The organism is Paenibacillus sp. FSL H8-0048 (assembly GCF_038002825.1).
Taxonomy (GTDB): domain Bacteria; phylum Bacillota; class Bacilli; order Paenibacillales; family Paenibacillaceae; genus Paenibacillus_AQ.
The window spans coordinates 4,541,412-4,560,132 of the sequence record NZ_JBBODF010000001.1; the positions used below are offsets into that span (position 1 = coordinate 4,541,412).

Here is an 18,721-nt window from a genome sequence, read left to right on the forward strand (position 1 = left end):
TCAATTTGTAACGTTCAGCCCGGTCTTATGGTGCCGGATGGGCCAATTCCTCTACGGTCACTTCCAGAAAATCCGCAATTTTATTTAAAATTTGATCTTCCAAACGTCGGTTGCCCCGCTCCACTGCGCCAAGCACAGCAAGTGATATTCCGACAGAATCCGCCAGTTCCTGCTGCGTGTAGCCCTTTAGCTTCCGGAACGCTCTGACCCGCATTCCCATACGTTTGTTGTCCACAGGCGAATTCCTGCCTTTCCGTCTATGTCTTGCAGCGCTGTTGTAATGAGTCTGCGGAATCCGGAAGTCTCTTCGTTCTGCGATAGAATATCGCTTAGCGGCAGAAGGACAAACGCCCGCTCCAGCATCCTCGGATGGGGCAGTGTCAGATCCGGTGTGTCCAGGGTCAGCCCCTCTACCCACAGCAAATCCAAATCTACCGTTCTCGGTCCATACCGCACATCCCGGACCCGGCCGAGCTGGTTCTCCGTGTCCAGCATCACATGAAGCAGATCCTCCGGTGCCAGTGTGGTGCGCAGAACAGCCGCCATGTTAAGAAACTGAGGCTGATCCAGATAACCGACAGGCTCCGTCTCGTAGACCCGGGAGGTGCGCACAACTTCAATCTTGTCGTGATGCTCCAGCCGGTTCAGGGCTTCTCTCAAGGTGCCTTGACGGTCACCCAGGTTAGCCCCTAAAGCAATATAAGCCTCTGATGCCTCAGAGGTGGAAGGTATGTTCATCAGTCTGTCTCACTTTCTCGTCCGGCGCAATTCTACAGTGACTCCCTGAAAATGAATATCAAAAGGAGGATGCGGCTTGGTCACCTGGACCGTTACTGCATTGATAACAGTATAAGTGTCCAGTAACCCGGATGCAATACGTTCCGCCAAAGCTTCTATCAGCTTAAAGGACTGGGTTTCGACAATTTTTTTGACCAGAACATGAACTTCAGCATAATTGACGGTCTGCTCCAGATCATCGCTGAGCCCCGCGCCCTGCAGATCAAGCTCCAGCTCAAGGTCGATATAATAACGTTGGCCGAGCTTCCGTTCCTCTTCAAACACTCCGTGGTAACCGTAATATTCCATGCGGTGCAGCTTCATTTTATCCATTAAGGGTACCTGCCTTCTCTTGAAAAATATAATCTATATGCTGAGCACAGGGGACCCTGCATAGAACATGGCGTCACACATCTCTACGGTACGTTTCATTGCCGCAATATCATGAACCCGCACAAGCTGACAGCCCTGAGCAATCCCGAAGGCAACAGTAGCCGCGGTCCCCTCCAAGACATCATCTGCGGGCAGACCGAGGGCGGTGCGGATGAATTTTTTGCGCGAAGTGGCCAGCAGCACCGGGTACCCCAGCTTCGTCAGTGCGCTTAGCCCCGTCATGACCTGAAGATTCTCTGCATAGTCCTTGGCAAAACCGATTCCCGGGTCCAAAATAATATTCTCCGGCTTCACTCCCGCTGCCAGCGCCAGGTCAATACTCACACTCAAGTCATTCGTCATGTCGTTGATCAAGTCCTTATAATCACGGTCATGACGGTTATGCATCAGAATGATCGGACAGTCTGCCTGCGCAGCAACCGCCGCCATCTGCGGATCGGCCTTGGCACCCCATACATCGTTGATAATATGCGCACCGGCCTGAATCGCCTGACGGGCGACTTCCGCCTTGTAAGTATCTATAGAGAGGGGGAGATGCGGAGCGGCATGATGGATACGCTCAATGACAGGAAGGACACGGGCCAATTCCTCTTCAGCACTCACCGGCTGGTGACCCGGACGCGTGGATTCTCCGCCTATATCGATAATATCGGCACCCTCTGCCGCCATTTGCAGCGCATGCTCTACCGCTCTATCCCGCTCCGCCCACAGACCCCCATCCGAAAAGGAGTCCGGCGTCACATTGAGTATCCCCATAATCAGCGTGCGCTTGCCCAATTTCAGCTCGCTGCTTCCGCAGCGGTAAGTCCGTTCATAGATGATCGGCTTCATATCAGCATATCCGTCCTTTCTCTGTACAGCCTCATAAGTGCAGCCGTCTGCTCTCCACAGCGCCCGCTGCCTATGGTTACCCGCCGGTCTCCATTCCATAATGTACTTACCGGTACAATCTCCTGCACCGAATTGGTGAGGAAGATTTCATCCGCATCCGCAAGCTGCTCCCAGCGGTACAAGCCCTGTTCCGGCTGAAGGCTGGCCGCTGCCAGCTCAAGCACCATTTCCCGGGTAATTCCCGGTAGAATTCCGGTGGCTATATCGGGGGTATAGAGCCTTTTATTGGAGATGAAAAAAATATTGCTCACAATGCCCTCGGCGAGCTCTCCCTGTGCGGTCAGCATAAGTCCCTCGGCCCCATGCTCTGCGGACGGATATCCGGCCAATTCACGTTTTGCCAGAATGTTGTTCATATAGTGCAGCGATTTGAGTCTTACCGGTCCCTCCGGGGTATTACGCCGGTGGTTCAAAAGCTGAAGTTCTTTGCCTTCCGTGTATAAGCCGGTTGGTGTGACCGGCAAAGCTTTGATATAGAGCAGCTGATTAGGCTGCTTATAGGCTGCAGATGGCAGACCCAGAATATCCTCACCGGCCGTAACGGTGTAGCGGATATACGCCTCACTAAGCTCATTCTTGTCCATTACAAGCTGAATCCATTCCCGCAGCCCCTGTATATCCGGCTCAAAAGGAATGCCCAGCTGGCGGCAGCCCGCTGCCATTCTGCTCAGATGGCGCTCCAGCAGGAAAGGCTGTCCCCCATACGTACGGAAGGTCTCGAACAGGCCCATGCCGTACAAAAAGCCGTGATCCAGAGCGGAGACCACGGCGTCTTTGGCGTCGACTGCTTTGTTATTAATTCCTATATATTTCATGCCGGTTCTCCGGCTCTCCGTTTCAGGAAATTGCGCAGCATGGTATGCCCGTGATTCGTAATGATTGACTCGGGATGGAACTGCACCCCTTCAATCGGGTATTCCTTATGCCGCAGGGCCATGATCTCGCCTTCAGCGGTCTCGGCGGTAATCTCCAGACAATCCGGCAGACTCTCACGTTCCACGATCAGTGAATGGTAGCGTGTGGCTGTGAATGGAGACTCCAGCCCTTCAAATACGGAGGTACCGTTATGGTGGATCGGCGAGGTTTTACCATGCATAAGACGTTCTGCACGGATGACATTACCGCCAAAAGCCTGTCCGATCGCCTGGTGTCCGAGACATACGCCGAATATGGGGATGATCCCTTTGAAATGCTGCAGCAGCGCAAGGCTGATGCCTGCCTCATTCGGTGTGCAGGGTCCCGGAGAGATCAGAATATGATCCGGGGCTAATGCTTCTATCTCCTCAAGGCTGATCTCATCGTTGCGCGCTACCTTAACCTCTTCCCCCAGCTCACCCAGATACTGCACCAGGTTATACGTAAAGGAATCATAATTATCGATGACCAAGATCATAATGCGCTTCCTCCTTCGGCGCCGAGGGCAGCCCGCTCTTCCTGCTCGCGTTCACTGCAGAGAATGGCTTTTACTACCGCTTTGGCTTTGTTGTGGCATTCCCGGTACTCACGGTAAGGATCTGAATCAATTACAATTCCAGCACCTGTCTGAATGTAGCCGATTCCGTCCTTCACGGCGAGCGTGCGTATGATTATATTTAATTCCATATTGCCGTTATAGTCAATCCAGCCCATAGATCCAGTATATGGCCCCCGGCGGACCGGCTCCAGCTCTTCAATGATCTCCATGGTGCGCACCTTGGGCGCGCCCGTGATGGTGCCGCCGGGGAACAAGGCGGCAATGACATCGTACGCATCCCTGCCGGGAGCGACGATTCCCTCGACCTGCGAGACGAGATGCATCACATGCGAGTATCGCTCCACGGTCAGCAGCTCCGGCACGCTGACCGTTCCGTAGGCAGCGACACGGCCGATGTCGCTGCGCTCCAGATCGACAAGCATGATATGCTCGGCGATCTCCTTCTCGCTCCCGCGCAGCTCCGCCTCCATGGCGGCGTCCTCCGCGGGAGTGTGGCCCCGCCGCCGGGTGCCGGCAATGGGGCGGGCGCTGACCTTGTCCCCGTGCAGCTTGACGAGCAGCTCCGGCGATGCGCTGGAGAGCGCGAAGCCGGGCGTGCGGAGCAGCCCCATGTACGGGGACGGGTTGAGTCTACGGAGCCATTCGTAGACGTCCTCGGGTGTGGATTTGAGCTGCGCCTGCTGGCGCAGCGAGAGGTTCACCTGGAAGACATCCCCCGCACGGATGTATTCCTGGACCTTCAGCACAGCCTGCTGAAAGTGCGCGGCAGAGAAATCCGAGTTCATACCGGGCCACTCACCGGTATTCTCGGTCTCGCTCTCCACCCTGCGGGTAAGCCCGGCATACCTTGCAGCAGCGGCTTCTTCCGGCTCTGCCGGTGCGTAGAGAAGGCCCCACTGCTCCTCCATGCGCTCCGCACGGTGCACAGCAGCCTCATATAGTCTCCTTAGCCCGTCCAGGTCACCGGATACCGTATCCGGCACAGGAACATGAACTGCACAGTAGAGCTGCTGCTCCTGCTCATCGTAGATCCACACTTCTTCCAGTCTCATGAACAGATAATCCGGAAATTCTGGGTTGTTCCTGGCAAGCGACGGCAGCTTCTCCAGGGAACGGGCCACATCATAGCCAAGAAATCCGATACAGCCTCCGGTGAATGGCGGCAGACCATCGAGTGTCAGGCGGGGAGACGTATATTCCTTCATCCATGCCTGAAGCACTTGCAGCGGCTGGCCTTCTGTTACGGCAGATTCTATATGCCCCGTAGCCTTAGCTCCGGGAGTATAGCTCTGTGCAACGGCTCTCCGGCCTTCAATGATCGAGACAGGGCTTAGTCCCAGATAGGTGTAGCGCCCGCCCTTGCCGCTCTCCAGAACAACCGAATAGGGGGAAGCCTGTTCCCAGGCCTGCTTCCAGCTGCGGGGCAAGCCCTGATTGTCCTGCCGTTTCCTCAGGATCAGGGGCAAGATGCTCCAGGCTTCATCTGCTTCTGCCCATTGCTCCCAGTCCTGCCAAGCCGTTAAGATCTCCACAACCATTCTCCCGTCTCATCGATAGTTTATTGCCTGTCAGTATACTGTACATAGGGTTACTTTGAAAAGCCCAAACGACTTATATTAGTTATTATTCAAAAAAGAGCCTGCAGTATCCCTGTGAAAGCGGATAGGGCAGGCTCTTCTAACGAGCTGAATGCTCAGCAATTATACTTCAAAGTTATAAAGCGGAGTGCTCAGGTAACGTTCGCCGTTGCTTGGGATGATGACAACAATCTTCTTGCCTGCGCCCAGTTCCTTCGCCACCTTCAGGGCAGCAAATACAGCCGCACCGGAGGAAATACCGGACAGCACGCCTTCTTCCTTGGCTACGCGGCGGGCAGTTTCGAACGCTTCATCATTCTCAACATGAATAATCTCATCATAGATATCCTGATTCAGAATTTCTGGCACGAAGTTAGCGCCGATACCCTGAATCTTGTGCGGGCCCGGTTTGCCTCCAGCCAGAATCGGTGAAGCGGCAGGTTCTACCGCATAGATCTTCACGCCCGGATATTGATTCTTCAGCACTTCACCGGCACCGCTGATCGTTCCGCCTGTGCCGACACCGGCAATGAATGCATCCAGCGGGCCGCCTACGGATTCGATCGCTTCAACGATTTCAGGTCCAGTGGTCTCGCGGTGAATCTTCACGTTAGCCTTGTTCTTGAACTGCTCCGCAAGGAAATAATCCGGATTCTCGCTCAGAATCTGCTCAGCCTTCTTAACCGCACCGTTCATTCCTTCCGATCCCGGAGTCAATACCAGCTCAGCGCCGTAAGCGCGCAGCAAATTGCGGCGCTCAAGGCTCATCGTTTCCGGCATAACAATAATGGCCTTGTAGCCTTTGGCCGCTGCCACAAGCGCCAGCCCGATCCCGGTATTACCGCTGGTCGCTTCTACAATCGTGCCACCCGGCTTCAGCAGGCCCTCTTTCTCTGCCTCTTCTACAATGCTGATGGCAATACGGTCTTTCACACTGGAGCCTGGATTCTGGTATTCCAGCTTCAGGAAGATCTCTGCCGAACCTTCCGGAACAATCCGGTTCAAGCGTACGAGCGGTGTGCCACCGATCAAATCTGTTACACTGTTGACGACTTTAGCCATGAGTAAAAACCTCCTTGGAATGATAAATGAATTAGGGTGCGGAACTTATGACAGATGCTATCAGCATATATTACCGTAGCTCCCGGCTCACAATGCCTGGGTAACTAACAGTTGAAATTGTACCGCTTAATATTCCCGACTAAATCAGTAGGTTTTATATTTAATCTCATATTATCAATCTTGCAGGCTGTTGTCAATATATATTGCTGTATCGTATTTGGCCCGTAATTCACGCTCTACCTGCTGCAAGGGCGCTGCCTGCTCCAGTCTCAGCTGCTGGCCGATCATCCGGCGCAGCTCCTCCTGATCCGGCTTGACAGGATCAATCAGCTTCTCCAGACGGATTACAGCGTACCCCCCGTCAACCTGCAGCGGCCCTGCGATATTCCCATTCTCAAGCCCGGCTGCTGTCTCCAGCAGCTCCTGAGGCCAGAACGGGTCCTTCTCCTCGACCGTTCCGATACTGCCGCCGTGCTGGCGGCTTTCCTCATCGATCGAGACCTCCCGGGCCAGCTCTGCAAAATCCTCCCCCTGCTCCAGGCGGTCCATCACTGTACTAGCCTCGTTGTAGGTGGAGGTCTGGATGATAGAGAGCTGCATTTGCTTGCGGGGCATGAATCTCTCGCTATTTTGCTTCAGATATTCATCAATTTCCGCTTCACTGACCGTAATGCCGGCCGTAGCTATTGCCTGGAGCGTCAACCGGTATGCCGTCTCCTCACGCAGCTCCTGACGGGATAGTCCAAGCTCAGACTCCATCTGCTGATAGTACTGCTCTTCTGAGCTATAACCGGAGATGCCGCGCAGCAGCTCCTGCTCAATCTCTTCATCCGTGACCGTAATTCCCAGCGCTGCGGCTTCCTTGCCTACCACGATATGATTCAGCATGCTCAGCAGCACTTCTTCCCCGTGCTTCTTCTGAAGCTCCTCTATCCATTCCTGTTCCGTGACCGGCTGGCCTCCGGCAGCAGCGACATCCGAGGCTTCCCCTTCAGCCGTCTCTGCCTTCAGCAGCGCCATAGCACGCAGGCTCCAGAATAATAGCCCTCCCAGTACCAGCGTTGCCACGGCAAGTAATATAACGGCATTGCGCAGCGCGCGCTCCTGTCTTGTCACCATCTCATAGCCCTAAGACTTCGCTTGATCGAGGATTACCTGCAGTTCATCCTTGTTAAATACATAGCTCTCATTGCAATAATGGCAGACGACTTCTGCCGTATCATCTTCTTCAATCAGCCGTTCCAGCTCATGCTCACCCAGACTGACCAGAGTCTGCTCAATCCGTTCCCGTGAGCACTGGCATACAAAGCTGATCTCCAGCTCATCCAGGATCACAGCATCCGGCAGCAGCATCCGCAGCATTTCCTCAGGCTCAAGCCCCTGATCCAGCACGGACGTAACCGAAGGCATGGCTCCAACCGCTTGCTCAACCTCGGTAATTTGCTCATCGGTCAGGCCGGGCAGCAGTTGAATGATAAAGCCTCCGGCAACTCTAACTGAATTATCGGTCTCCACCAGCACTCCAAGTCCTACAGCAGCAGGCGTTTGCTCCGAGAGGGCAAAATAATAGGTGAAATCGTCACCCAGCTCTCCTGAAACGATAGGCACACTGCCCCGGTACGGCTCCTTCATGCCCAAATCTTTGCTGACATCAATGAAGCCTTCCGTTCCTACCGCCCCTGCGACATCCAGCTTACCCATGCTGTTGCTTGGCAGATGAACATGCGGATTATTCACATAACCGCGAACTTCTCCCAGGGCATTGGATTCAGCCGTAATCTGTCCGAGTGGGCCGTTTCCTTTGACCATAATTGCCAGTTTCTCTTGCCCCTTGAGCATGGCCCCCATTATAGCTGCGGCCGTAACCGTACGTCCAAGCGCTGCCGTAGCCGTCGGATACGTATCATGTCTGCGCCGCAATTCATCGACTAGCTCTGTGGTACGGACAGCGAACGCTCTGACTCTTCCGTTCATCGCCGTCCCCCGGACCAGGCGGTCCTTCTTATTATCCATCGGGTGCATACTCCTCCTATCTGTCTGTTCTGTATAGGTTCATCTTTAAGATTATTTGTTACGGTTGTAAATAATGCGCAATCCTTCAAGTGTCAGCATCGGATTAACCTCGTCGATACACTCTGTCTCACTGGCAATCAGTGAGGCCAGCCCCCCTGTAGCAATAACCTTGAGAACGGGAGCGTTCATCTCCTGCTTGATGCGTCTGACGATACCCTCTACCTGACCGGCATAGCCAAAAATGATCCCGGCCTGCATCGCATGTACGGTATTGCGTCCGATTACCTTCTTGGGCTTCTCCAGCTCGATCCGGGGCAGCTTGGATGCCCGCAGATAGAGGGCCTCCGTAGAAATGACCAGACCCGGCACGATAGCACCGCCCAGGTAGTTGGCCCCGGCATCAATGCAGTCGAAGGTGGTTGCCGTACCAAAATCAACGACAACAAGCGGACATTGATACTGCTCAATCGCCGCAACCGCGTTCACAATCCGGTCCGCCCCCACTTCGCGCGGGTTCTCATAACGCAGATTAAGCCCGGTTTTGATACCGGGTCCCACCAGCAGCGGGTCCTTGCCGATGAATTTGACACACATCTCCACAATGACCTGCACGAGCGGCGGAACCACCGAAGAAATGATGACCCCCTCGACATCCCTGAACGACAGATTCGACATGCTGAACAAATTATGAATCATCACACCATATTCATCGACAGTGGACCCGCGGGCAGTGCTCAGCCGGAAATGGTGCAGCAGCTCACTGCCCCGGTAGACACCCAGCACGATGTTCGTATTGCCGATATCAACGACAAGTATCATCAGAGGGTTCCCTCCTTCTTCGCGTTCAGGTCCAGACTGATATCGAGACTGGCGAAGGAATACGTCAGTCGGCCTACCGAAATGACATCCACACCCGATTCAGCAATGCCCCGGACCGTCTCCAGAGATACGTTGCCCGATGCCTCAATGGTGACATGCTTCGCCTTGGTCCGGATTCTTCTCACGGCTTCAGCCATCTGCTCAGGAGACATGTTATCGAGCATAATAATATCCGCTCCGGCCGCGAGCGCTTCCTCCACCTGCTCCAGACTCTCCGTCTCTACTTCAATGGTCATGGTATGCGGGATATTGGCACGGGCACGCCCTACTGCCTGACGGATGCCGCCGGCCCCCTTGATATGATTATCCTTAATCATTACCGCATCATACAGACCGTAACGGTGGTTGGCTCCGCCGCCTATGCGGACTGCATATTTCTCCAGCATCCGGTGGCCCGGCGTGGTCTTGCGGGTATCCACCAGGCGGGTCGGCAGTCCTTGAAGCTTTTCTACAAAAGAAGCCGTGCGCGAAGCCACACCCGATAGCCGCTGCATCAAGTTGAGGGCAAGCCGTTCACCGGTCAGGATGGCATGGGTGCTGCCTTCTACCTCGGCAATCACAGTACCCTTGGAGACAGCTTGTCCTTCCTGGACCATTGCTGTGAATACGAGCCCAGGATCAACGACCTCGAACACCAGCTCGGCCACGGGGATTCCACAAATAATCCCGTCCTCCTTAGCATGGATAATTCCCTTGGACTCATGCCCTGCGGGTATGGTTGTACGGGTGGTAATATCCCCTGAGCCGACATCTTCCTGCAGCCATCCCTTAATAGCCTTAAGCAGGTCTTCATTATATCCGTTAAACATCATCACTTAATTCCTCCACTATTCCAAGTTCGCGAATCTGGAGCAGATGCTTCTGCCACTGTGCGTCACTGCGCAGCGGATAATCCTCACGATAATGTGCACCGCGGCTCTCCTCCCGTGCCAGTGCCGATTCGGTGATCAGCAGACAGCATGTAAGCATATTGGCGAACTCGTATTCTTCCCGTGTTGTCAGTTTGGTCCTAAAAATCGGCAGCTGGCGCTTGATTTCATCCAAGCCTTTATTCAGCATTTCCCGGTTCCGCCGCAGTCCGGCATAACGCACCATAGCCTTTTGCAGCTTGAGCCGCCGTTCTACAATCGCCTGTGCAGGAGCTTCCACCCTTGCCTGATGATAGGCTGAGGGTAGGTTATCCCGGTCAAGCGGCGGCAGCTGACGGATGCGTTCAATGATCCGGCGGCCGAACACTACGGCTTCCGACAAAGAGTTGCTGGCCAACCGGTTGGCTCCCTGCACACCAGTAGAGGATACCTCACCACAGGCAAACAGGCGGGCAACCGTGCTCTCTCCGCTCAGGTCGGTCTTCACGCCCCCCATCATATAATGCGCAGCAGGAGCCACCGGAATCCAGTCACTTGTAATATCCAGCCCGTAGCTCATGCAGGTCGCATAAATGGTCGGAAAGCGGTGTTTAACCATATCCGACGGTTCATGCGTAATATCCAGATAGACAAAGGTTGATTTGGTCAATTCCATCTCGCTTACAATGGCACGGGCAACAATATCCCGCGGGGCCAGCTCCTGCAGCTCATGATAACGTTCCATGAACCGCTCACCGTTAATGTTCCGCAGGACCGCCCCTTCTCCCCGCACAGCTTCTGAGATCAGGAAGCGCGGAGCGCCAGGATAGCTGAGTGCTGTCGGATGAAACTGGATGAACTCCATATCACGGATATGGGCACCGGCACGGTAAGCAATAGCTACTCCATCTCCGGTGGCCACCTCAGGATTGGTCGTGTAACGGTATAGCTGTCCTGCTCCGCCGGAGCATAGGATGGTTGCATCTGCCTGAAGGAACAACCTTCCGCCGTCAGGCTGCTGTACAAGCGCTCCCAGACACTCTCCGCCCTCCGTAATCAGGTCAATGACATAATGGTCATCCCAGGTCTCAATATTCTCATGCCGGGCAGCCTGTTCAGCGAGTGCGCGGACAATCTCATATCCTGTAGCATCCCCATTTGCATGTAAAATACGGCGGTGGCTATGTGCCCCCTCCTGGGTTAAGGCCAAGACACCATTCTCCTTATCGAAAATAGTGCCAAGCCGGATCAGCTCGCGGACGCCTTCGGGGCCTTCATTGACCAGCACATCCACAGCCGCAGAGGAGTTCAGCCCCGCGCCGGCCATCAGGGTATCCTGACGGTGATACGCGGGCGAATCATCCTCCGAAATGACGGCCGCAATTCCGCCCTGGGCATACCGTGTGTTGCTCTCCATTACGGTCTTCTTCGTAATCATAATAACCTTCCGGTCTTCGCTGGCCTTAATCGCTGTGAATAACCCGGCAATACCGGACCCAATAACCAGGCAGTCCGTCTTAACTACAGGAAGTCCCTGAAGATCAAAATCAACCAAATATTGTGGAATCATGACCGCTTTTCACCTGTTTCAACGAAAGAGTAGCGCATGCTACCGGACTTGTAGCATGCGCTCTAGGGATGTTCTGGCTTTGTCGGCGACTGCAGGCGGTACATAGATCTGCGGCTTCATTGTCTCCAGGCATTTGACCAGCTTCTTCAGATTGTTAACCTTCATATTAGGACACACCAGGAATTTGGTGGCAAAATGAAACTCCTTATCCGGGCTGTCCAGCCGCAGCTGATACCCAGTTCCATCCTCAGTGCCTACAATAAACTGCCGGCGGTCCGATTTCCGGCAATATTCCAGAATTGAGGTAGTGCTGCCAACATAATCCCCCATTGCTACGACTTCCGGGCGGCATTCGGGATGTACAACAAATTCAGCTTCAGGGTATTTGGCTCTCATCTCCATCACATCTTTGACAGTAAGCATGTCATGAGTATTGCAATAGCCCTCCCAGATAATCAGCTTCTTGCCGGTCTGATCCTGCACATATTGACCCAGATTCTTGTCGGGCACCCAGATAATTTCTTCGGCATCAAGCGATTCGATAACCTTCACCGCATTCGCTGAGGTGCAGCAAATATCTGTCTCCGCCTTAATCTCTGCCGAGGAATTGATATAGGTTACTACCTTGGCACCCGGATGCTGCGCCTTCAATTTCCGCAACCCATCCACATTGACCATGTCAGCCATCGGGCAGCCTGCACGTTCGTCAGGAATCAGGACCGTCTTGTTCGGCGCCAGAATCTTGGCACTTTCCCCCATGAAATGAACGCCGCAGAATACGATTACATCTGCCTCTGTCTCCGCCGCCTTCTGGGCCAGCAAAAAAGAGTCTCCCCGGAAATCGGCAACCTCCTGAATTTCATCACGCTGATAATAATGAGCCAGAATAATAGCATTCCGTTCCTTCTTAAGCTGTTCAAGGCGCACACGAAGTTCTCGATTCTGTTCCTGCTTGCGCTCAAGCGCCAGAGCTTCCACGGTCAGTCTCCCCCTTATGTCTTCATGGCTTGCCGCCAGTACATTTCTTATAAATGATAAATTTGATGTTTATTCACTAATGTACACAACGTTCCACCCCCTGTCAATCTAAGCGGACGCTCTGTTTCTGAGAGAAACCGGAGGACAAGTTACCGTGTGAAACCTATACATTCTTATAATTTAAAAGAAAAGCCCGGAGAACCAGTGGTTCTCCGGGCTAGACTACACAATTTGCTTCAATACAGCTTAGACTAGACTTCCGCCGCCCTTATTCCCGTCATCCGGTCCGTTGCCCTCTTCAGGGTCCGGCTTGTTCGGAATATCCTTGGATAGGTCTAACGGGGATTCTTCGTCATTCTTACCTTGAATCCGGACACGTACATCACCGATGGAATCAATAATCGGCTCGCCCGCTTCATTGGTAACGGCGTCTCCTTCTTCCGGCTTGCCATCCTCACTCAGGTAGCCTTGCTCAATCAATTCTGTGATCTGATCAAGTTCCAGCGTCTCCTTCTCAATCAGGGTGTTGGCAATCAGATGCATTTCTTTGGAGTGCTTGGTCAGCAGTTCTCTTGCGCGCTCATAGCTGCTGCGGATAAGGTTCTGCATTTCCTGATCAATTTCATAAGCAATGGAGTCGCTGTAATTCTGTTCATGTCCGATATCACGGCCCAGGAAGACTTGGCCTTGGGTTGCACCGAACTGCAAGGGCCCAAGCTTATCACTCATCCCGTATTCCATAATCATCGCACGCACAATGCGCGTAGCCTGCTGGAAGTCGCTATAAGCGCCTGTGCCGATTTCACCAATGAATAATTCTTCGGCAACACGTCCGCCCAGGAGTCCGGTTACCTTATCAAGCAGCTCCTGCTTGGTAACGATCATCCGGTCTTCCTTAGGAAGCATAATGACATATCCGCCGGCACGGCCGCGCGGGATAATAGTGACCTTGTGAACCACATCAGCATGCTCAAGGAAGTAGCCGGCAATGGTATGGCCTGCTTCGTGATAAGCGACAATCCGTTTCTCGCGGTCACTGATGACGCGGCTGCGCTTCTCGGTACCCACGATGACACGGTCAATCGCTTCATCCACTTCACGCATCGTAATGTCCTTACGGTTACGGCGTGCAGCAAGCAATGCCGCTTCGTTCAGCAGGTTCTCCAGATCCGCACCGGTGAAGCCGGTAGTACGCTTGGCGATGACGTCAAGTCTTACATCCTTGGTCAGCGGTTTATTGCGGGAGTGAACCTTCAGTACAGCTTCACGGCCCTTCACATCTGGACGGTCAACCGTAATTTGACGGTCGAAACGGCCCGGACGGAGCAGCGCCGGGTCAAGTATATCTGCGCGGTTGGTAGCCGCGACAATGATAATGCCTTCGTTGCCGCCAAAGCCGTCCATTTCAACGAGCAACTGGTTAAGGGTCTGTTCCCGTTCGTCATGTCCGCCGCCAAGTCCTGCGCCGCGCTGACGTCCCACTGCATCGATCTCATCGATAAAGATAATACAAGGTGCGTTCTTCTTCGCGTTCTCGAACAAGTCACGTACGCGGGATGCGCCGACACCGACGAACATTTCCACGAAGTCGGAACCGGAGATGCTGAAGAACGGTACGCCTGCTTCCCCTGCAACTGCACGGGCTAGCAAGGTTTTACCTGTTCCCGGAGGACCTACAAGGAGTACCCCTTTCGGAATCCGGGCACCCACCGCTGCGAATTTGCGGGGGTCCTTAAGGAATTCAACAACCTCAACCAGCTCTTGCTTCTCTTCGTCAGCCCCTGCAACATCCTCGAAGCTGATCTTCTTCTTCTCTTCATTATATAACCGGGCTTTGCTCTTGCCGAAGTTCATCACCTTGCCGCCGCCGCCCTGTGCATTATTGAACAGGAAGAAGAACAGGATGAACATGATGACCAGTGGAATCATGGAAGAAAGGAATGTCAGCCAGATGCTGTCACCTTCCATTTTCTTCTGGCTCAGTTCTATGCCGTTCTGATCGCTTGCTGCCACAAGTTCATCAAGGGCCCGGTCTGTAGGAGGAACATAAGTGGAGAAATTCTTCGATTTAGCCTCGGGTGGCAGCTCTTTATATTCGCCAGTTACCAGAAAGGCATTCCCCTCAAACTGAACCGTCATGCTCTTCACATTATTCTTCGAGATCTCCTGCCGCAACTCGTCATATCTAGGGAGATCGGCGGATTCATTTCCATTGCTTACAAACTGGACTATGCCCACCACGACTAAAAATAAAATCAAATAAAAACCAGAATTCCGGATGAACCGATTCATCCCCTACCTCCTCTCGCAACGCTCAAGTTATTGTACCATAGCCTGACCGGACTCCTCAAATTGTCAGGAAATCCAGAAAAGTGATCCGTAGATCTAAGGCTGTCGGGTAGTTCATTTGGTATAAATCTCAGGCTTCAGTACACCGACGTAAGGGAGGTTCCGGTACAGCTCGGCATAGTCCAGTCCATAGCCTACGAGGAATGCATCAGGAATCACAAAGCCGGTATATTGGGCTTCAAGATTCACTGCGCGGCCTGACGGCTTGTCGAACAGAGTGACTACATTGACAGAAGCGGCATTGCGCCCCTGCAGCATGTCAATCAGATAGCTGAGTGTAAGGCCACTGTCGATAATATCCTCGACAATCAGAACATCACGGCCTTCAACCGATGTATCCAAATCCTTGATGATTTTGACTACGCCGGATGATTTGGTTGTACCGCCGTAGCTGGATACCGCCATGAAGTCCATTTCAACGGGTACTGTAATCACTTTAACCAGATCCGCCATAAAAATAAACGCACCTTTGAGTACACAAATCACTAAAGGTGTGCGGTCTGCATATTCCTTGCTCAGCTGGGCGCCAAGCTCCCTGATTCTTTGTTGAATTTCTTCTTCGCTGATCAAGATTTCCTGAATATCATTCTGCAACTTGCGAACCTCCTAAGATATACTTATGAAAGACTTACTTCGGCCATTACGATTGTTCGCCCTGTTCCATGTCTTCCAGGGTCAGGAGCAGAACCGAGGCCGTGTGCCGCCCAACTGCGGCATGCACCGAGCGCCTAACGCCCGGAATCCAGACGATATTGCCGAGTGCATCACATACAAGGGGAATTGCAGGCCGTTCGGAAGAAGGTATTTTATCATCAATGTAAATATCTTTTACCTTTTTGCTTCCGTTTAATCCCATAACCCTTATGGTATCTCCAGGCAACCGGGAACGAATGGTGAGCGGCAGGACAAGATCATCCCCGTCAAACCAAGCCGAGTTCTTCCCGTAATCCTCCTCCTGTGCACAAAAAACTTCCCCCGCAAGCCCCCTCATCGTCATAACCTTTCCTATCTCCATCAGCTTAATCCGGGGATGAGTCAAAGACAGCCGGTATGTATAGCTTACCTGCCGGTTCAAGGGCCTTAACGAGAACACAATGGTATCATATTGCCGCACGCAGACATAACCGCCACCCATATCCAGCGTCCAGACGGTAGGGTATTCCTGCAGCGTTCCCCGGCGTACTGCTTCAATCTTGGAAAAATCCATGAATGATGAATCCGCCGACAGATAATTTAATATTAGTTTAATCAAACGCCGTTGTAAAGCGGAGGGTATGGTCGCAAAGGCAGCTCTTTTCAAGGTGTATTTTCCATGCTCGGTGAAAACCAGCTCATCAAAGCATTTTGCCGCATTCGCCTCCATATATTCATCTTCCGCCGAGGCAATTTCAGCCAGCTGCAGAAGCGATTGTCTCACTCGCGGATTATGGTGCTCCAGCATAGGCAGCACCTCCAGCCTGACTGCATTCCGCTTGTACTGCGTCAGGAGGTTAGTCGCATCCTCCGCATAAGCCAGGCCCTCCTCCTGGCAAAAGCCGACAAGAGCCGTTTTGTTAATACGCAGGAAGGGGCGGATGAGTTCCACCTTTTTCTCGGTCCGTTTCCAGCGCATGCCGGCAAGGCCCGATGGCCCGCTCCCCCGCAGCAGCCGCATAAGCACCGTCTCGGCCTGGTCATCTGCATGATGGGCCAGCGCCACCGAGCGCGCCTGATAATGGTGTGCGGTAGCGATCAGGAACTGGTAACGCTTCTCCCGCGCAGCACCTTCAGGGCCGAGACCGCTCTCCTTAATAATGGACGGAATATCGAATTCGCCCAGCTCGAAGGGAATGCCCAGCTCTCCCGCGAGGGCCCGCACCAGCTCTGCTTCCTCTGCCGATTCGGCTCTGAAGCCGTGATTGACATGGGCGCATATCAGCGTCAGCGGCATCCGGGTCAGGGAGATCTCATGCAGAATACGCAAAAGAGCCACAGAGTCCGGCCCTCCGGAAACTGCGACTACAATGGTGTCACGAGGCGCCCACAGCTCATATTCAGCTGCGGCCTCCATTACGGATTCCACAAGTTCCTTCCTGTGCTCCATAGGGGCTTCCTTTCCTGCCATCCCTTACACGGCCTGCTCCGGCGGTCAGCATCTTGGTGATTATGTACGATTGCTTATTACAGATATCAGAAACGGAAAACCCAGTATAGCGTGAATGCCAGCAGAAATAAAGACAGCGCGAACGCATTTTTGAGCCAGCGCGGGGTCGCCATCGTCTCATGTCCGGTCTTCCGTCCTCTGTAGATGTGGCTTCGCCAGATTTCCGCAGCCTGCGCGGAACCGGGGAAACCGCCTTTGAGCGCGAGGCATAGCCAGGAGGACAGCTTCTTGTCCGGCAGTTCGCGGGCCAGCTTCATCAGCTCCTCTACGCTCCTTGTCTGCGGCAGCTGCTGGGCTGCAGACTTCAGCCCTTCTTCATTAAGCAGACGCAGGCACAGGACGGCAAAAGCAAACAGGTCATAGCTCTGGTCGCCTGTCCGGCTTCCGGCATTCCAGAATCCACGGTCATGCCATTCGGTGAACTGCTTCACACTGCGTCCGATAGGGCTTGCTCCCCCGTAATCAATCAGTTCGGCTTCCCCGTAGCTGGATACCATGACATTCTCCGGCTTGAGGTCTCCGAATACGAAGCCGCACTCATGCAGCGTCTGCAGCTTCTCCAGAATCGTCATTCCGACTAGCCCCAGCCAGGAGGCGCCGTTCCTGGACAGGAAATGATGCAGCGGCCTTCCCTCCACATAACGCATCACATAAAAGGGCGTATGGTCCCGGTCCTTGAAATCATCCGATTCCAGCAAATAGGAGGATAGCGGCGACTCCTTGCGGGCCCGGTGCTCGCTGCGCTTACGGCAGGACTGCAGGGAGGTCAGCACGTTAATCTCAGACTGCAGCTCCAGCGTATCGTATCCGATCTTAAGCGCATACCGCTCCCGTCTGCCTTCCCGCTGCACAAGATATACGGTTCCGTTTGCCCCCTTCCCCAGCACACGCTCCACGACATAACGGTTCCCCCGCCATCTGCCGGTAATCACTGTGCCTGCCGGATAGGATGGATTAGACGACATACCCATCAATCATCCCTTCTCTTGCCCCGTCATCTTCCCCTGGAAGATAATTACGATGTTCCTCCAGTTTATCATACCGATAATGTTCCAGCACCTTGAAAATAGCCGGTCCGGTCGGCGTAGCCCCCCGCATCTTCAGTCTGGAAAAGAGGGAGCGGACCTCAGACACATTCCGGGTCCAGTCAATATCCAGCATGGCATCCTCACTGCTGGAGCGCCCGGGAAAATGGAATACGGCAATCTCGCTGCGCCCTTCCCGGGCCTCCAGACTAAGCGCCAGATCACGGATGGCGTCCTCCACCGCGCCAAGCTTCGGCTTCATGCTGGCGCTTGCGTCAATTAAAAGCGCTATGCGCAGCGGCGAGGTCTCGGTCAGCTCATCCACCACGGTAACCACCTGTGACCGCTGCTGCGGAGGCAGCTCCGCCAGCGAGCCGTCGCCGAGAATTTTTTGCACCTCTTTATTAACCGCCTGCTGAATGGTCTGAACCACCGTCTTGCGTGTCATCATCTGAATGGTCTGGGCCAGCTGCGGGGTTCCCACGATCCGGCTGATCCCGCCCCCTGCCTTGGCAATATCGGCAATCTCCCGGCTGCCCAGCTCACCGATGGTTCCATAATCTATGACCCCTACAACATTGACCGTGATTCCTTCCTGACGGGCGTGCGCAGCCGCCAGCACCGGACTCTCCCCCACATTTGAACAACCGTCCGTGATCAGCAGAATTTGCTTCATGACCGTTCCTCCCTTCCTTGTCTAGTTACTAGCATTGCCAAGGTTGAGAGATTTCAAACGCCGCTT

General features: G+C 53.8%; 19 protein-coding genes. All 19 read right to left on the reverse strand.

Features of this window, described 5'->3' with window-relative positions; all coding sequences use genetic code 11:
* Positions 1–25 precede the first annotated feature (25 nt).
* Complete coding sequence (locus NSU18_RS19320; RefSeq protein WP_036696484.1) at positions 26–235, reverse strand: helix-turn-helix domain-containing protein; 210 nt, start codon at positions 233–235, stop codon at positions 26–28.
* A complete protein-coding gene (gene folK / locus NSU18_RS19325; RefSeq protein WP_341015414.1) occupies positions 187–738 on the reverse strand; it encodes a 2-amino-4-hydroxy-6-hydroxymethyldihydropteridine diphosphokinase in 552 nt (183 codons plus the stop codon). Before folK ends, NSU18_RS19320 begins: the two co-directional genes overlap by 49 nt.
* Before the next feature lie 9 nt (positions 739–747).
* The gene (gene folB, locus NSU18_RS19330) at positions 748–1,110 is read right to left on the reverse strand and encodes a dihydroneopterin aldolase (protein ID WP_341015417.1); all 363 of its coding nucleotides are present in this window, start codon (positions 1,108–1,110) and stop codon (positions 748–750) included.
* Positions 1,111–1,143: 33 nt separating this feature from the next.
* Positions 1,144–2,001 (reverse strand): dihydropteroate synthase, encoded by an 858-nt coding sequence (gene folP, locus NSU18_RS19335; protein ID WP_341151070.1) that lies wholly within the window; start codon positions 1,999–2,001, stop codon positions 1,144–1,146.
* Positions 1,998–2,876, reverse strand: a complete 879-nt coding sequence (locus NSU18_RS19340) for an aminotransferase class IV (RefSeq protein WP_341015419.1) — start codon at positions 2,874–2,876, stop codon at positions 1,998–2,000. The genes folP and NSU18_RS19340 overlap by 4 nt, the downstream gene beginning before the upstream one ends.
* A complete protein-coding gene (gene pabA, locus NSU18_RS19345) occupies positions 2,873–3,454 on the reverse strand; it encodes an aminodeoxychorismate/anthranilate synthase component II (protein ID WP_341149814.1) in 582 nt (193 codons plus the stop codon). Before pabA ends, NSU18_RS19340 begins: the two co-directional genes overlap by 4 nt.
* Positions 3,451–5,073 carry an anthranilate synthase component I family protein gene (locus NSU18_RS19350; RefSeq protein WP_341149815.1) on the reverse strand — a complete coding sequence of 541 codons (1,623 nt, stop codon included), beginning with the start codon at positions 5,071–5,073 and terminating at the stop codon, positions 3,451–3,453. The genes pabA and NSU18_RS19350 overlap by 4 nt, the downstream gene beginning before the upstream one ends.
* Positions 5,074–5,235: 162 nt before the next feature.
* A complete protein-coding gene (gene cysK / locus NSU18_RS19355) occupies positions 5,236–6,174 on the reverse strand; it encodes a cysteine synthase A (RefSeq protein ID WP_339252702.1) in 939 nt (312 codons plus the stop codon).
* 174 nt (positions 6,175–6,348) lie between these two features.
* Positions 6,349–7,293 (reverse strand): peptidylprolyl isomerase, encoded by a 945-nt coding sequence (locus NSU18_RS19360; protein ID WP_341015425.1) that lies wholly within the window; start codon positions 7,291–7,293, stop codon positions 6,349–6,351.
* Positions 7,294–7,302: 9 nt separating this feature from the next.
* A complete protein-coding gene (gene hslO / locus NSU18_RS19365; RefSeq protein ID WP_341015427.1) occupies positions 7,303–8,187 on the reverse strand; it encodes an Hsp33 family molecular chaperone HslO in 885 nt (294 codons plus the stop codon).
* Between the two features lie 51 nt (positions 8,188–8,238).
* A complete protein-coding gene (locus tag NSU18_RS19370) occupies positions 8,239–9,006 on the reverse strand; it encodes a type III pantothenate kinase (protein ID WP_341015430.1) in 768 nt (255 codons plus the stop codon).
* A complete protein-coding gene (gene nadC / locus NSU18_RS19375; protein WP_341015431.1) occupies positions 9,006–9,878 on the reverse strand; it encodes a carboxylating nicotinate-nucleotide diphosphorylase in 873 nt (290 codons plus the stop codon). Before nadC ends, NSU18_RS19370 begins: the two co-directional genes overlap by 1 nt.
* A complete protein-coding gene (gene nadB / locus NSU18_RS19380) occupies positions 9,868–11,484 on the reverse strand; it encodes an L-aspartate oxidase (protein WP_341015435.1) in 1,617 nt (538 codons plus the stop codon). The genes nadC and nadB overlap by 11 nt, the downstream gene beginning before the upstream one ends.
* Before the next feature lie 39 nt (positions 11,485–11,523).
* A complete protein-coding gene (gene nadA, locus NSU18_RS19385) occupies positions 11,524–12,462 on the reverse strand; it encodes a quinolinate synthase NadA (RefSeq protein ID WP_036696456.1) in 939 nt (312 codons plus the stop codon).
* 246 nt (positions 12,463–12,708) lie between these two features.
* Positions 12,709–14,754 carry an ATP-dependent zinc metalloprotease FtsH gene (ftsH, locus tag NSU18_RS19390; protein ID WP_341015437.1) on the reverse strand — a complete coding sequence of 682 codons (2,046 nt, stop codon included), beginning with the start codon at positions 14,752–14,754 and terminating at the stop codon, positions 12,709–12,711.
* A 111-nt stretch (positions 14,755–14,865) separates the two neighbouring features.
* Positions 14,866–15,405, reverse strand: coding sequence for a hypoxanthine phosphoribosyltransferase (gene hpt, locus NSU18_RS19395; RefSeq protein WP_036696450.1), 540 nt, complete (start codon positions 15,403–15,405; stop codon positions 14,866–14,868).
* Between the two features lie 46 nt (positions 15,406–15,451).
* Positions 15,452–16,894 (reverse strand): tRNA lysidine(34) synthetase TilS, encoded by a 1,443-nt coding sequence (tilS, locus tag NSU18_RS19400; RefSeq protein ID WP_341149816.1) that lies wholly within the window; start codon positions 16,892–16,894, stop codon positions 15,452–15,454.
* 86 nt (positions 16,895–16,980) lie between these two features.
* Entirely contained in the window at positions 16,981–17,919 is a 939-nt protein-coding gene (locus tag NSU18_RS19405) for a serine/threonine protein kinase (RefSeq protein ID WP_445321868.1), read from the reverse strand.
* Positions 17,909–18,655, reverse strand: a complete 747-nt coding sequence (locus tag NSU18_RS19410; protein WP_341015443.1) for a hypothetical protein — start codon at positions 18,653–18,655, stop codon at positions 17,909–17,911. Before NSU18_RS19410 ends, NSU18_RS19405 begins: the two co-directional genes overlap by 11 nt.
* Between the last annotated feature and the right edge of the window lie 66 nt (positions 18,656–18,721).